We start from the raw sequence: 14732 nt of genomic DNA on the forward strand, positions 1-14732 counted from the left end.
CGGGGAGTGTGAGGGGCCGGAAGGCCCCTCGCCTGGGGTTTGGGGCAAAGCCCCAATCAACCACAGCCCGAGCGTGATACGCGCGCAGCGCGAAGGCCCGGCGAGGCCCAAGGCGCGGGCCGCACCATTCACCTTCTAGTGATCCACAAAACAGGTCCTAGGGGACGCCCGGACGCCGACCGATCGGCCGGTGCGGCCCGGCGCCTCCCGGCCGCCCGCCGGGAGGAGCCTCCCTCCGGCCTCCGGGAGCAGAAAACGAGTCAGGGAGCGCGCCCGGCGGCACACTCCCTGACCTTCATACAATCGTTATACGCATGTACGGCCGACGCCCGGCGCCGGCCGTACGGGATCGGCGCGAACTCAGCCGGCGATCAGCTCGTTAGTCCGCTCGTACTCCTCTTTGGCCAACTCCAGCAGGTCCCGCCAGGAGTCGACATCCGGTCGCCGACGCAACAGCGCTCGGCGTTCGCGCTCGGTCATCCCGCCCCACACCCCGAACTCGATGCGATTGTCCAACGCATCGGCGAGGCACTCGGTCCGGACCGGGCATCCTCGGCAGATCAGCTTCGCTCGGTTCTGGGCAGCGCCCTGAACGAACAATGCGTCAGGATCCGCACCCTTACAGGCCGCACGGGAGGTCCAATCCGTGATCCACATTCGACCCCACTCCCCTTTAGGTGGTCAGTCGTGACTTGGGCCGACGGGCGCGGGCGTCAGGCCTCGGTATTCAATTGCTGCAGAAAGAGAACGTACGCAACCAGACGTTCGGGCCGACAGACCCCGGCGGGACCAAATTCTCACATGGTCATCCACGGCCATCTGGCCGGGAATGACTAGTCACCTGCCCGAGATACAGGACAAAGCCAAACTAAGATGGCGTTCCGTTACCGTATGGGTCATCTGCCCGACGTACTCTGGGACTCGTGCAAGCTCAAGGCAAAGACCAGCGGTCTGTGATCGGCGCGGTCGGTAACGTGGTGAAGCTGCTCGGCGCGGCGACTGTCACGGGTGTGCTGGTCGCCGCCGTGGCGCTTCCGACGGTGGGGGGCGCGGGGCTGACGGTGAACGCGGCGGCGGACGAGCTACGCCTTCTCCCCGAAGAGCTCCAGGAGCCCCCGCTCGCGGAGAAGACCACCCTGCTCGACGCCAACGGCAAGCAGTTCGCCCAGTTCTACTTCGAGAACCGCGAGTCGGTGAAGCTGGACGCGGTCGCCGACGTCATGAAGACGGCGATCGTGGCGATCGAGGACTTCCGGTTCTACGAGCACGGGGCGATCGACCTGGAGGGCACCTTCCGCGCGGCCGTGAAGAACGTCTCCGGCGGCGGGGTCGTCCAGGGCGGCTCCTCCATCACGCAGCAGTACGTCAAGCTCGTGCTGGTCAACGCCGCGGAGAGCAAGGAGGAGCAGGAGGCCGCGATCGCTCCCACGCTCTCCAGGAAGCTCAACGAGCTGCGCTACGCGCTGGCCATCGAGGAGAAGTACACCAAGTCGGAGATCCTTGAGCGCTACCTGAACATCTCCTACTACGGCGCGGGCGCCTACGGCATCCAGGCCGCGTCCAAGCGCTTCTTCAACAAGCCCGCCTCGAAGCTCACCCTGTGGGAGGCGGCCACCCTCGCCGGAGCCGTGCAGAACCCGAGCGTGACCGATCCCAACGCGGGCAAGGCCTCCCGCGACCGGCTGCTGGTTCGGCGCAACACCGTGCTGAACCGGATGGCCGAGCTCGGCAAGATCACGCCGCAGGAGGCGGAGGAGGCCAAGAAGAAGAAGCTCGGCTACAAGAACATCGAGGCCCCCGGCGGCTGCGAGGAGAGCCCCTACCCGTACTTCTGCCTCTACGTGCGGCATGAGATCGCCACGAACGAGGACTTCGGCAAGACCCGCAAGCAGCGCGAGAGGCTGCTGCAGCGAGGCGGCCTCGTCATCAAGACGACGCTCGACCCGAAGGCGCAGAAGGCCGCGGAGAAGGCGATCAAGCAGTACGTCAAGACCAGCGACAAGCCGGTCGCCTCGCAGGCGATGATCGTCCCCGGCACCGGCGCCGTGAAGGCGATGGCCGCCAGCCGCAAGTTCGGCAGGAACAAGAAGAAGAACGAGATCAGCTACAACCTCGTCGGCGACAGGACGCACGGCGGCGGAGCGGGCTTCCAGGCGGGCTCCACGTTCAAGCCCTTCACCCTGCTGACCGCCCTGGACCAGGGCATGAAGCTGAACGACGGCTTCGGCACCGGTTCCGGCTACAAGGCCCCCAGCAGGAGCGCGTTCCGCGACTGCAAGGGCAACGTGGTCGGCGACACGAACCACGAGGTCAAGAACTCCAGCGAGGGCGGCGGCGGCTTCAAGACCCTGACCACCGGCACCCTGGGCTCGGTGAACACCTTCTTCATGCGCCTGTCGCAGGAGGTCGGCCTCTGCGACACGGTCAAGATGGCCAAGAACCTGGGCATCAAGCGTGCCGACGGCGAGCCACTGAAGGAGTTCGAGACCTTCACCCTCGGCATCAACGAGATGGACCCGGTGACGGTCTCCGCCGCCTACGCGACGATCGCCGCCCGCGGCACCTACTGCACCCCGATGGTGATCACCGAGAGCACCGACCGCGACGGCAAGAAGACCTCCTACAAGCCCAAGTGCAAGCAGGTCCTCGACGAGGAGGTCGCCGACGCGGCCACCCACATCATGTCCGGGGTCTTCACCAAGGGCACGATGACCGAGGTCGGCGGCATCGGCCGGCCGGCGGCGGGCAAGACCGGCACCACCGACGCCTACACCGCCGCCTGGTTCGCCGGGTTCACCCCCGATCTCGCCTCCGCGGTCAGCCTCGGCGACCCGCGCGGCGCCTTCAAGCACGACCTGACCGGCGTGACCATCGGCGGGCGCTACTACAGCTACGTGTACGGCGCCTCGATCTCCGGGCGGATCTGGAAGAGCTCCATGCTCGGCGCGCTCAAGGGGGTCGAGGCGACCCCCTTCACCCCGGTGAACATGTCGCGCTTCGGCGGCTGTTCCGCCGGCCGGTGCGAGCCCAAGCCTCCGCCGAAGCGCGACGGTGACGGCCCCGGAGACGGCCCCGGAGACCGCCGGGGTGACAACCGAGGCGACAACGGCAACGGCCCGTTCAGGCCGGGCGGCGACGGCCGGGAGGTCAACGGAGGTGACCCGTTCGGTCCGTTCGGCGGCGCCCCGGTCGCCCCGGTCGCCCCGTAGTAACGCCCTCGAAGCCCCGCCGTCCCGTTAGGCGGCCTCAAAACCGTCGGAGCCCTGCTCGCCGGATCTCCGAGAGGTCCGGCGAGCAGGGCTCTCGCCGCGTGGGCCCCGCACCGGGGCCCACCCCCCTCGATCGGGGCGAACCGGTTGTCGCCGGTGCGGCCCCGCACCCGGATCAGCCGGGCAGCCGCGGTGGCAGGGCCGCTCAGCTCCGCCGGATCGTCAGGTCAGGACGCGGCCAGGCGAGCCCGTACGGCCTGCGCGACGCGACCGCCCTCGGCGCGTCCGGCGACCTTCGGGTTCACGATCTTCATGACCTGCCCCATGGCCTGCGGCCCGGTGGCGCCGCTCTCGGCGACGGCCTCGTCCACGAGCCCGGCGAGCTCCTCGTCGGACAACTGCGCGGGCAGGTACGCCTCAAGCACGGCCTGCTCGTCGACCTCGGCCTGGGCCTGCTCCACCCGGCCGGCACCGCTGAACGCCTCGGCCGCCTCGCGGCGCTTCTTCGCCTCCTTGGCCAGCACCTTGACGATCTCGTCGTCACTGAGCTCGCGTGCCGTCTTGCCCGAGACCTCCTCGACGTTCACGGCCGCGAGGGCCATGCGAATCGTGCGGGTGCGGATCTCGTCCCTGCTCTTCATGGAGGCCGTGAGATCGGCCTTCAGCTTGTCCTTCAATGCGCTCATGATGTCCATCTTGCCGCCTCACCAGCCCCGCCGTATCCCGAGTTTCCGTTCGAGGGCTCGATCTCGGGCATGATGAGAAGGTGAGGAAAGCAGCCGCGGTGCCCCTGTCCCTGTTCGGCGTCGGCCTGGCCGGCCTCGCGTACGCCTCGGTCGTCGAGCGCAACGCGTTCCGGCTGCGCCGCTTCGACGTGCCCGTTCTGGAGCCGGGACAGCGGCCGGTGCGCATCCTCCACCTGTCCGACCTGCACCTCACCCCCGGCAGGCGGAGGCTGATCGAGTGGGTGCGCTCGCTCGGCGCCCTCAACCCCGACCTGGTGGTCAACACCGGCGACTCCATCGCGCACCCCGACGCGGTCGCGCCTCTCATGCACGCCCTGGAGCCCCTGCTGTCACGCCCGGGCCTGTTCGTCTACGGCTCCAACGACATGTACGAGCCGCGGCCGAAGAACCCGGCGCGCTACCTCTGGCGCACCTCCAAGGCCGACTACGGGCAGAAGATCCCCAACCTCCCCTGGGAGGAGCTGGGCGCCGCGATGGCCGCCGAGGGCTGGCTGGACGTGAACAACACCACCGCCCGCCTCAAGGTCGGCGATCTCGACGTGGCGGTGGGCGGCATCCACGACTCCCACATCAACCTCGACCGCTACGACCTGATCGCCGGCCCCGCCCCGGCGGCGGCCGACCTGCGCCTGGGCGTGATGCACTCGCCGGAGCCCCGCAACATGACCCGTTTCGCCGCCGACGGCTACCAGCTGCTGCTCGCCGGGCACACCCACGGCGGTCAGCTCTGCGTCCCCTTCTACGGTGCGCTGGTCACCAACTGCGGCATCGACCGGGCCCGGGTCAAGGGCATGAGCCGCCACGACTCCGCCTACCTGCACGTCTCCGCCGGTCTCGGCACCAGCCCCTACGCCCCGGCGCGTTTCTCCTGCTATCCCGAGGCGAGCCTCCTCACCCTGGTGCCCCGTCGCCGTGGCGACGCAAGCACCCACGAAGTCCGCTAGACTTTCCCAAGCACGAGCAAGTCCGGACGTGCGACCGGGGTGTGGCGCAGCTTGGTAGCGCGCTTCGTTCGGGACGAAGAGGCCGCAGGTTCAAATCCTGTCACCCCGACGTTGAATGTCCCGAAGTGAGAGCCTGGTCACCAGAAATGGTGACCAGGCTTTTTGCTTGTGAACCCCGGTCGGGTCGCGAAAGCGAGTGACCATCTGGCGAAATTTCCCCTATTCGCCTATTTCATCCATCAATGACCGCTTTATCGATCAGTTCCCGCTGATCTCCGGGCCCGACGGGTGCCCCCGCCTTCGTCGCCCCACCGATGACGGTGCTTCGGAACACCGGCGTGGCGACGAACGCGAAGGCCCGTCCCCGGGCCGAAGCGTTCGGGGCTCCAGGGATTCGGGACTCCGGAGATTCGGGGATCCGGGACTCCGGAGGTCACCGAACCGCGTCGTCCGTGATCCCTTCCGGTACGAAGCCCTCCGGCAGGTCCCGCAGGTGGTGACCGCCGGCCGTGACACGCACCGGGCCTCCGACGGCGAACATGATCTGGTGGGCACTGCGGATCAGCACCCGCCCGACGGCCGAGTCGATCGCCCCCGCGAAGTGGGGAACGCTCGTGCTGTAGTTCACGTCGAACACGACCTCGCAGCCCTCGGGCAGGTCCGTGCTCGTCCACACCCCCCTGAGGTGCTGGAAATCCCCGCTGACCTGCTCGAACTCGATGCGGTACGGCTGCGAGCCGTCTCCGGACCCCCGGCTGCGCTGCACCCACCGCGCCGTACCGCCGCGGAAGGCCAGCACCCACTGGCGGAGCCCGTCGCCGGTGTCGGAGACGGAGACGATGTCACGGGCGTACGCGGGGAATGTCGCCTCGTCGCCGAGCCGTTCGATCACCTCGGCCGCCGTCGCCGGCACCGTGGCCTTCAGAATGCGAGATGTCATGACGCATGCTCCTTCTCAGTCCGCCGGGCGGATGACGCTGACGCCCTGCAGGCGGGTGGTGCGCAGCATGGGGTGGCTCGCCTCTCCGAAGGCACCGCCGGTGAGACCGGGCCCGCCCTGGTTGGGCAGGAAGGGCAGGAAGCCACTGTGCGAATCATTGATCTTCAGGTTGCCGCCGTTGACGACCCCCTCCAGGAACCGCTCGATCGTCGAGGTCCCGGTCGACCAGACGGAGTTACGCAGGCCGTACGCGTTGGTGTTCACGAAGGCCAGCACCTCCTCCAGGAGAGCCTCGTCATCCGTCCCGGCGTCGGGGACGATGATCGGCAGAAGCGGGAAGAAGGTCTCGTCGCGGACCACCGAGAGCGATCTGGCGTTGCCGAGCCCGTCGACACGGACGATGCTCGGCTCGACGAAGAACCCCGTCTCGGACGGTGATCCGTCCACTTCAAGGCGGCGGCCACCGTGGACGAGCTTCGCACCTTTGGAAAGGGCCTCCCCCAGGCAGCCGAAGAACCAGTCGACCCCCAGAACCGGGGTGAGCACCACACCGGCCTCGTCCGGGTATCCCGGCTGGATCCTCCGGGTGGCCACGACCAGCCGCTCGATGATCTCGTCCGCGATCGCCGGATGGACGACCACCTGGTTGGGCACGTTGCAGATCTGTCCGGAGTTCATGAAGAACTGGGTGAGGGTCTCCACCGTGGCGTCCAGGTCGGCGTCGTGCCACACCACGCAGCAGTCGTTGCCCGCGAGCTCCAGGATCGGCTTCTTACCCGCGGCGATGCACTCGCCCTCGAACTCGAGCCCCTTCTTGCTGCCCCCGAAATAGAGGATGTCGTCGACGTGCTCGCTCGCCATCCAGGCGTCGAGCATCGGCGGCCCGCAGAGGGCGTTGATCGTTCCCGGCGGGGCTCCCGCCTCTTCGAGCACCGGCGCCACGATCTCCCGCATCGCGTACATGCAGCTGAGAGCGACCCCTCGCGGTGCGCGTACCACCACGGTGTTGCCCGCGATGAGGGAGGTGAGGCCGTTCAGCGCGTTGACCGCCGCGGCGTTCTGGGGTGGGTTGATGCAGACGACCCCGTCCGGAACGCGACGCAGGATCATCTCACGGTCGCCGTCCCAACGGCGGAACTCCATCTGCTCGGCGCACCATTCGAGGGTCTCCCGGCTCCAGCTGGTGTACGGGAGCCCGCCGATCATGCCTTGGGCCGCGGAGCGCGGCGTGCCCTCGGCGACGAGGATCTCGACGAGGGGGTCGAGGTGCTCAAGAATTCTTTTCGCGATGCGGCGTCCGATCTCGATTCGCTCGCCGAGCGGAACGCGTCTCCATTCCGGTGCGGCGGCGGCGGCCGATTCCAGGGCGAGGGTCGTCATGCTCTCGTCGGCGACGACGCACGCCCCCACGACACGTTCCCCCGCGGTGTGCGAATCGGTGACTCCCAGATCGAGATCACGCTTGAGCCCCAGGGTTGGGAAGGTGTCCTCGATAAGGGCCCGAGCGGCGAGCGTGTGAACAAGCTGGGCGTTCTCGCCGGTGACATCTCGGCCGCAGATGTAAGCGGGATATATCCCAAATTTCACATTTCCTCCTTCGCTCGATATGACCACGGCTGATATTCACGCTATGTGCGGCAATACCAGTGGAGCAATGGGAGTGTCATAAGGGCTTCTTATGAAGCCCAAGAGCCATTTCTTATCGAGTTCGGGCCGAACAGAGGCCGGACCGCTGCGCACCGAGCAGGGCGCCCCCCCCCCCCCCCAAGGGGGACGCAGGGCCCCTCCACTCGCCACCCCGCCGATCCGTCCGCCCCCGTCCGTCCGGCGCTGCTCCGACGACATGGATGACCATCGCACATGCGATGCAGAAGGGGTCAATACCGCATGACTGCCAGGTGATTTAGCCCTTAGAGCAGGAATATGCGAAGGTAAGGTGGTTGTTCACGATGTCTCGGCTCAGCACGGTGAGCCGGTAAGGAGCTCCCGTTGTTCAGGCGTCTTCCCCGGTGGGCCGTCGCGGCCCCCCTCGCCCTCACGCTGGCCGCCGCCCTGTCCGGGTGCGGCTCCGACGACCCGGCCCCCACCACGGCCTCCTCCGGCGACGGGACCACGACGTTGACGGTGCTCGCCGCCGCGTCGCTGACCGGCACGTTCACCGAGCTGGGCAAGACCTTCGAGGCCGCGAACCCGGGCACCACGGTGCGCTTCAGCTTCGGCTCCAGCGCCACCCTGGCCCAGCAGATCGTCGCGGGCGCCCCGGCCGACGTCTTCGCCGCCGCCAGCCCGGCCACGATGAAGACCGTCACCGACGCCTCCCTGGCCACGACCCCGACCACCTTCGCGCGCAACGTCCTCCAGATCGCCGTCCCGGCCGACAACCCGGCCAAGGTCGACGACCTGGCCGACCTGGCCGACCCGAAGGTCAAGGTCGCCCTCTGCGCCGAACAGGTGCCCTGCGGCGCCGCCGCGGTCAAGGCCCTGGACGCGGCCGGCCTCAAGGTCACCCCCGTCACCCTGGAGCAGGACGTCAAGGCCACCCTCACCAAGGTCGAGCTCGGCGAGGTCGACGCCGCCCTCGTCTACAGGACCGACGTCATCGCCTCCGGCGGCAAGGTCCAGGGCATCGACTTCCCCGAGGCCGAAAAAGCGATCAACGACTACCCGATCGCGGCCCTGTCCGGCGCACCCGCCCCCGAGGCGGCGAAGCGCTTCGTCGACCTCGTACTGTCACAGCAGGGCAAGGACGTACTGACCAAGGCCGGATTCCAAGCCCCCTGACCGCTGCCACGACACCCTCCGTGACGCGACGCCCCCGCGCCCATCCGCACACGAAACCATGCGCGGGACGCGCGTCCAGCGCCTCGCCCGCACCGTCGAGGACCTTCACCTCGATCCCGGCCATCGCGAGGCCGGCCGAAGCGGATCCACCGAGATACCTCACACCGGCATCACCGGCCCCTCTGCCCCCATAACTACCCATCTAGCACCCTTTAGCGACATAAAGTAACCCCCCGGAGTCATGCGACCGCAGACGGTAATGTACGTTTGTGGTCATGATCGTGTCGATGCGGCGAGTCGCGCAGCGCGGAGGCGTCACCCTCGCGCTGGGACTGGCCGCGCTCGGCGCCGTCATATTGATGCATCTGGCACTGTGCGTCGTGGCCCCCGCGCACCGGGGGCACTTCCACGCCCCCGGCCATTGGTCACCGGCCGCCGCGACCACCACGATCACGGCCACCGCCGCGGGACCTGTCACCGCGATCGACGCGGAGGTGCCCACGGATCACGTACCGTGCCCGGCGCCACCACCCGCCGAGGAGGATCACCACCTGTGCGGGGCGGCGGCCGGAGCGCAGATCACCGGTACACGCGCCCCGGTGCCGACCGGCCCGGTCATCGGTGACCCGGTGGCCGTCGACGAGGCCCCGGCACCCCCGCCGTCGCCCGCGTGGCGCCGCGCGCGACCGGTCCGCCCGCCCCCGGGCGCGGTGTTACTCCTTCTCAAATCCGTTTCCCGTATATAGCCCGCCCCGCGGGCCCGCCGGTCAACGACTCCGCACTCCTCACGAGGCTCCTCGCGAGTTCCTCATGAGCGGTGGAGCCGTCGCTCAAGCGTGCCCAGAAGCGAGTTGATCACATCGCATCCAGGGGAAACGGATCATGACATACACACTTAATTCACCACAGGTAGCGGCCGAACGGCCGCAGATCGACACCGCCTCACTCGGCCGGCTGATCACCGGAGCCACCTGCCACACTCCCGAGCACGTGGTCGGCAACACCCCCGTGCTCTGGGTTCCCGAGATCGCCTCGGGGCTGGGGCACGGATTCTGGGCGAAGTTGGAGGGCGGCAATCCCGGTGGGATCAAGGACCGCTCCGCGCTCTACATCGTCGAGCGGGCGCGCGAGCGCGGCCTGCTGCGACCGGGAGCACCCATCGTGGAGTCCACCAGCGGGACCTTCGGGCTGGGCCTGGCGCTGGCCGGCATCGTGCACGGCCACCCGGTGACGCTGGTGACCGACCCGGGCATGGAACCGCTGATGCACCGGTTGCTGTCGGCCTACGGGGCCCGCGTCGTCGTCGTCACCGAACCGCATCCGGTGGGCGGCTGGCAGCAGGCCCGTCGGCAGCGCGTGCGGGAACTGCTCGGCGAGCACCCGGACGCCTACTGCCCCGACCAGTACACCAACCCCGACAACGTCGCCGCCTACGCGGGACTCGCCGTCGAGCTGGCCGGTCAGCTCGGGCGGATCGACGTCCTGGTGTGCAGTGTGGGCACCGGTGGTCACAGCGCCGGCGTTCATCGCGCGCTCCGGCGCTTCTATCCCGACCTGCGGCTCGTCGGCGTCGACACGATCGGCTCGACCATCTTCGGCCAGCCCGCGCGCCCGCGGCTCATGCGCGGCCTGGGCAGCAGCATCCACCCGCGCAACGTGGCGTACGAGGCCTTCGGGGAGGTCCACTGGGTCGCGCCCGCGGAGGCGGTCTGGGCCTGCCGACGCCTGGCCTCGCTGCGGTACGCCACCGGCGGCTGGAGCGTCGGCGCGGTGGCCCTGGTGGCGTCCTGGCTCGCCCGCACGCTGCCCGGATACACCCGGATAGCGGCGATCTTCCCAGACGGTCCGCACCGCTACTTCGACACGGTCTTCAACGACGACTACTGCGCGGAACGCGGCCTGCTCGGCGCGCCCCCGATGACGGACCCCGACGAGATCGCCCATCCGGCCGAACGCGAGGTGACGCGCTGGACGCGATGCGCGACCGTACCCGACCCGGCCGGCTTCCCGAGAGACGGCGATGCCTTCCGGAAAGACGGCGACGTCTCCCTGGAAAAGGGGGTCGCCTTCCCCGAAGACGGTGCCGGCTTCCCAGGGGACGGCGTCGTGGAAACGTCGCCGGCCGCCGCGGAAGACGGCGCCCGCGCCGAAACCGCCGGGGAGACGACCGGGAAAGGTGGCCTCCGGTGAGAGGCACCGTCGCTCTGGCCCGCTCCTTCGACCGGCCGGTGAGACTGCTGCTGATCAACCAGCTCACCATCAACACCGGCTTCTACATGCTGATGCCCTATCTGGCCGGTCACCTGTCGGGAACGCTGGCGCTGCCGGCCGCACTGGTCGGCCTGGTCCTGGGCATCCGCAACCTCAGCCAGCAGGGCATGTTCCTGGTGGGCGGCACACTCGCCGACAGGCTCGGCCACAAGCCTATGATCGTCGCGGGCTGCGGGCTGCGCACGGTCGCGTTCCTGCTGCTCGCCGTGGCCGACTCCCTGCCCGTGCTGGTGGTCGCCTCGGCCCTGACCGGGTTCGCCGGCGCGCTGTTCAACCCGGCCGTACGGGCCTACCTCGCCCGCGAGGCCGGAGCGCGCAAGGTCGAGGCGTTCGCCGTGTTCAACGCCTTCTCCCAGGTCGGCATCCTGATCGGACCGCTCGTCGGCCTGCTGCTCAACGCGGTGGCCTTCAGGCTCGTCTGCCTGGTCGCGGGCGTGATGTTCGCGGTCCTGACGGTCGCGCAGACGCGAGCCCTGCCCTCGGGAGCCGCTCCGGAGGGCGAGGAGGGGCGAGGCGTGCTGCCGGCCTGGCGCGAGGTGGTCGGTGACCGGCCGTTCCTGCTGTTCTCCCTGGCCATGATCGGCTCCTACGTGCTGAATTTCCAGATCTACCTGGGGCTGCCGCTGGAGATCCGCCGGGCCACGGGCGGTGAGCTGGGAATCACCCTCGTGTTCGCCGTCTCGGCGGTGATGACCCTGGCGGGCCAGGCCCGTCTCACCGCGTGGGCGACCCGGCGGTGGCGACCGCCGCAGGCCATCGCGTGGGGGCTGGTCCTGATGGGACTCGCCTTCGTCCCCCTCGCCCTGGCAGCACCCTGGGCGGGCACCGCCGTCGTGCCGCCCGGCGGAACCGCCCTGATGCTCGCGCTCGTCCCCGTCCTGGGGACCACGGTGCTGCTCAGCCTGGCCACCATGATCATCTATCCGTTCGAGATGGCGACCGTCGCCACCTTCGGAGGCCGGCACATGGTGGGGACGTACTACGGGCTCTACAGCACCCTGGCCGGCGTCGGTATCGCCGTGGGCAACCTGCTCACCGGGTCGGCCCTGGATCTGGGCACGCGGGTCGGCCTGCCGAGCCTGCCGTGGCTGGTCCTGGCACTGATCGGCCTCGGCTGCGCCACGGCCGTCGCCGTTCTGGATCGATCGGGGCGCCTGGCGACCCCGCCGAGGGCCGCTCCGGCGACGGCGTGAGGCGGCAAAGGACGGTCCGGCCCTGACGATCTGCGGGGGCGGGGGCGGAGCATCTCACCGAGACTCCGCGCTTGCCCGTCCCCGCCGGTCGTCCGGGGTCGGCGTTCGGTCGCGGCGGACAGCGTCACGGCCAGGAGGGATCGTCCGGCACGCGCGTCCGGCCTGTTCGGCCTTCCACCCACCGGCGCCGCCCATCACCACGCGCTCAGGAACGGCGCCGCCCATCACGACTCGCTCAGGAACGGACGAGGCGGGCGATCGCGTCGGACGCCTCCCTCACCTTCTCCTCGGCCTCGGCTCCGCCCTTGGCGGTGGCCTCGGCCACGCAGTGCGCCAGGTGCTCCTCCAGCAGGGACAGCGCGAAGGACTGCAGCGCCCGGTTGGCCGCCGACACCTGGGTGAGGATGTCGATGCAGTACTTGTCCTCCTCGACCATCCGCTGCAGGCCCCGCACCTGTCCCTCGATCCGACGTAGCCGCCGCACATGGTCCTGCTTGTTGGCGGTGTATCCGTACATCTCGCCCCCTCCGCTCGGCTTCCCCTGCGAAAGGATACCCCCCGCTAGTATTCAAGGCAGCCTCGCCGACCGCGGCCGCCTACATGCCGCCGACCATCTCTGCGGGCGGCGGCACCGGCTCCCACCCGCCCACCAGCCCACGGGTGGCGATCGTGACCGCGCAGCGTTGCGCGGCGTACGTGAGGGCCATGGCGTGATGTTCCGGAGAGAAGTCGGCGACGGCATCGGCGACGAGGAACGGCTGAAGGTCCTGCATGAAGGCGTCGCAGGCGGTCATGAGGCAGCCGATGTGCGCGTAGACACCGCAGACGATGATCTGGTCGCGTCCCATCGCGTCCATCCGGGTACGCAGGTCGGTCCGGTGGAAGGCGCTGTAGCGCCACTTGGTGAGCAGAATGTCGGACTCCGCGGGAAGGAGGCTCGGGACGATCTCGCTCTCGCGAGGACCGGGGATGCCCGCCCCCCAGAAGTCCTGGAGCAGGCCGCGCTCGTGCCTGCTCTGGCCGCCGGGCTGCACCGAGTAGACGACGGGAACCCCCAGCTCCGCGCAGGCGTCGCGCAGGTGACCGATGTTGGCGATGAGCCCGGTCAGCGGGGAGGCGTCGGCGGCGAAGGGGGCGAGGAAGTAGTTCTGCATGTCGTGGACCAGCAGGATGGCGCGGCGCGGATCAGGGCGCCAGCTCACCCGGTTCTCGGGCAGGTCGTTCTCCCTCGGCAGCGGGTAGGAGGCGATCTGGGGAAGGGCCACGGGCACTGTCTCCTTTCCTCGGTTTTCGTGGGTTTCCTGCGGTTTCTCTGCGGTTTCTCTGCGGTGCCGGAACCTTCTCGCGGTGGCGGACCGCCTCCCGCGACGGTGAACCTCCTCCGTGACGGCGAGTCGTCTCCCCGTGGCGGATCATCGCCCGTGACGACGGATCGTTTCCCGTGCCGGCGGGTCAGCGGTCCTGGTCCAGGCCGACGGCGCGGAGCATGGTCTGGAACTTGGCGGTCGTCTCGGCGAGCTCGGTCTCCGGTACCGACCCCGCGACGATCCCCGCGCCCGCGAACAGCCTCAGGGTCTGGTCGGCGACCTCGGCGCAGCGGATGGTCACGACCCATTCGCCGTCGCCCGTCGCGTCACCCCACCCGACCAGGCCGGTGTACAGACCACGGTCGAACGACTCGATCTCCTCGATCGCCTCACGCGCGGCGCTCGCGGGCGTGCCGCAGACGGCGGGGGTGGGGTGCAGCACGGTGGCCAGTTCCAGCGAGGTGACCGTCGGGTCGTCCAGCACGCCGGTGATCCGGGTCGACAGGTGCCACATGGAGGCGGTGGACAGCGGCGAGGGCCCGGCGGGGACGGACAACTTCCTGCAGTACGGGCGCAGTGCCTCCACGATGCTCTCGATCACCAGGGCGTGCTCGCGAAGGTCCTTGTCCGAGGCGAGCAGAGCGCGGGCCCGTTCGCGGTCGACGACGGGGTCGGGGTGGCGGGGCGCGGACCCCGCGAGCGGGTTCGTCGTGATCCGGCGGCCCGAGCGGGAGACGAGGAGTTCGGGACTGGCTCCCAGGAGGGTACGGGCCGTGTCGTCGCTCGACGGCAGGTCGACCGCGTAACCGTAGGCCTGCGGATCGCGCCGGACGAGGTTGCGCAGGATGCGGCCGACGTCGACGGGTGCGCCCATGGTGATGTCCAGGGTCCGGGCCAGCACGATTTTCTGGAGCTCTCCGGCGGTCAGCTTGACCAGCGCCTTCTCCACACCGCGCATGTAGTCGTCGGAATCGGAGACCGGACCGACCCCGGTGAACGTCCCCGTGACCTGCTCGGGGGCGGCGGAGAGGCCGGTCGGCGGACTCGTCCAGCAGACGGTGGCGGGTACCAGCAGGCGCGCGGGACGGTCGTCGCGGAAGGGAACCGCGCCCACCACCACGGGATTGGGGTGACCGGAATCCCGTGCGTCGCGCAGGGCCGAGGCGACGCGCCCCTGCAGGCTCGTCGTCCCGGAGTCGGGGACCTCCTGGACCACCCCTCTGGCGAGCAGGGTCCTGGTCGGCGAGGTGAAGAAGAAGGTACCGGGCTCGTAATCTCCCAGAAGGTCGGGCGTTCGAAACATGGTGCTGGTGTCGTTCGACGACATGGCTAAGAGGTCTC

13 protein-coding genes and 1 tRNA gene are annotated in these 14732 nt (G+C 69.2%); 7 read left to right on the top strand and 7 right to left on the bottom strand.

The window, feature by feature from the left end:
• Positions 1-360 precede the first annotated feature (360 nt).
• Positions 361-657 carry a WhiB family transcriptional regulator gene (locus AB0B96_RS29365; RefSeq protein ID WP_012887233.1) on the bottom strand — a complete coding sequence of 99 codons (297 nt, stop codon included), beginning with the start codon at positions 655-657 and terminating at the stop codon, positions 361-363.
• Positions 658-923: 266 nt separating this feature from the next.
• On the opposite strand from AB0B96_RS29365, the gene AB0B96_RS29370 reads away from it, so the two are divergent.
• Positions 924-3209, top strand: a complete 2286-nt coding sequence (locus tag AB0B96_RS29370) for a transglycosylase domain-containing protein (RefSeq protein ID WP_362903780.1) — start codon at positions 924-926, stop codon at positions 3207-3209.
• Between the two features lie 227 nt (positions 3210-3436).
• Here AB0B96_RS29370 and AB0B96_RS29375 read toward each other — a convergent pair whose 3' ends face one another.
• Entirely contained in the window at positions 3437-3895 is a 459-nt protein-coding gene (locus tag AB0B96_RS29375; protein ID WP_350942474.1) for a GatB/YqeY domain-containing protein, read from the bottom strand.
• Between the two features lie 80 nt (positions 3896-3975).
• Between AB0B96_RS29375 and AB0B96_RS29380 the strand changes: the two genes are divergently transcribed.
• Positions 3976-4899, top strand: coding sequence for a metallophosphoesterase (locus AB0B96_RS29380; RefSeq protein WP_350942472.1), 924 nt, complete (start codon positions 3976-3978; stop codon positions 4897-4899).
• A gap of 35 nt (positions 4900-4934) precedes the next feature.
• Positions 4935-5008: transfer RNA gene (locus AB0B96_RS29385), tRNA-Pro, on the top strand.
• A 324-nt stretch (positions 5009-5332) separates the two neighbouring features.
• On the opposite strand, the gene AB0B96_RS29390 is transcribed toward AB0B96_RS29385, so the two are convergent.
• Entirely contained in the window at positions 5333-5839 is a 507-nt protein-coding gene (locus tag AB0B96_RS29390; RefSeq protein ID WP_362903783.1) for an SRPBCC family protein, read from the bottom strand.
• 15 nt (positions 5840-5854) lie between these two features.
• Positions 5855-7426, bottom strand: coding sequence for an aldehyde dehydrogenase (locus tag AB0B96_RS29395; RefSeq protein ID WP_362903785.1), 1572 nt, complete (start codon positions 7424-7426; stop codon positions 5855-5857).
• A gap of 402 nt (positions 7427-7828) precedes the next feature.
• On the opposite strand from AB0B96_RS29395, the gene modA reads away from it, so the two are divergent.
• From modA to AB0B96_RS29415, 4 genes are all read left to right on the top strand, one after another.
• On the top strand, positions 7829-8620 hold the full coding sequence (gene modA, locus AB0B96_RS29400) for a molybdate ABC transporter substrate-binding protein (protein ID WP_362903787.1): 792 nt from the start codon (positions 7829-7831) through the stop codon (positions 8618-8620).
• Positions 8621-8895: 275 nt separating this feature from the next.
• The gene (locus AB0B96_RS29405; RefSeq protein WP_362903789.1) at positions 8896-9366 is read left to right on the top strand and encodes a hypothetical protein; all 471 of its coding nucleotides are present in this window, start codon (positions 8896-8898) and stop codon (positions 9364-9366) included.
• A 136-nt stretch (positions 9367-9502) separates the two neighbouring features.
• A complete protein-coding gene (locus AB0B96_RS29410; protein ID WP_362903791.1) occupies positions 9503-10810 on the top strand; it encodes a PLP-dependent cysteine synthase family protein in 1308 nt (435 codons plus the stop codon).
• Entirely contained in the window at positions 10807-12084 is a 1278-nt protein-coding gene (locus tag AB0B96_RS29415; RefSeq protein WP_362903793.1) for an MFS transporter, read from the top strand. The genes AB0B96_RS29410 and AB0B96_RS29415 overlap by 4 nt, the downstream gene beginning before the upstream one ends.
• A 235-nt stretch (positions 12085-12319) precedes the next feature.
• On the opposite strand, the gene AB0B96_RS29420 is transcribed toward AB0B96_RS29415, so the two are convergent.
• From AB0B96_RS29420 to dhbC, 3 genes are all read right to left on the bottom strand, one after another.
• Entirely contained in the window at positions 12320-12601 is a 282-nt protein-coding gene (locus AB0B96_RS29420; RefSeq protein ID WP_350942464.1) for a metal-sensitive transcriptional regulator, read from the bottom strand.
• 79 nt (positions 12602-12680) lie between these two features.
• Complete coding sequence (locus AB0B96_RS29425; protein WP_362903795.1) at positions 12681-13349, bottom strand: isochorismatase family protein; 669 nt, start codon at positions 13347-13349, stop codon at positions 12681-12683.
• Positions 13350-13536: 187 nt separating this feature from the next.
• Positions 13537-14718: an isochorismate synthase DhbC gene (dhbC, locus tag AB0B96_RS29430; protein ID WP_362903797.1), complete on the bottom strand. Its 1182-nt coding sequence runs from the start codon at positions 14716-14718 to the stop codon at positions 13537-13539.
• Positions 14719-14732 lie beyond the last annotated feature (14 nt).

Origin of the sequence: Streptosporangium sp. NPDC049046 (assembly GCF_040649155.1) — a bacterium.
In the GTDB taxonomy this organism is placed as follows: Bacteria; Actinomycetota; Actinomycetes; order Streptosporangiales; family Streptosporangiaceae; genus Streptosporangium.

Bases quoted from the DNA above. Each gene is read 5' to 3' on its own strand.
- AB0B96_RS29365 (WP_012887233.1), bottom strand. From the start codon at position 657: ATGTGGATCACGGATTGGACCTCCCGTGCGGCCTGTAAGGGTGCGGAT.
- AB0B96_RS29375 (WP_350942474.1), bottom strand. From the start codon at position 3,895: ATGAGCGCATTGAAGGACAAGCTGAAGGCCGATCTCACGGCCTCCATG.
- AB0B96_RS29390 (WP_362903783.1), bottom strand. From the start codon at position 5,839: ATGACATCTCGCATTCTGAAGGCCACGGTGCCGGCGACGGCGGCCGAG.
- AB0B96_RS29405 (WP_362903789.1), top strand. From the start codon at position 8,896: ATGATCGTGTCGATGCGGCGAGTCGCGCAGCGCGGAGGCGTCACCCTC.
- AB0B96_RS29410 (WP_362903791.1), top strand. From the start codon at position 9,503: ATGACATACACACTTAATTCACCACAGGTAGCGGCCGAACGGCCGCAG.
- AB0B96_RS29420 (WP_350942464.1), bottom strand. From the start codon at position 12,601: ATGTACGGATACACCGCCAACAAGCAGGACCATGTGCGGCGGCTACGT.
- dhbC (WP_362903797.1), bottom strand. From the start codon at position 14,718: ATGTCGTCGAACGACACCAGCACCATGTTTCGAACGCCCGACCTTCTG.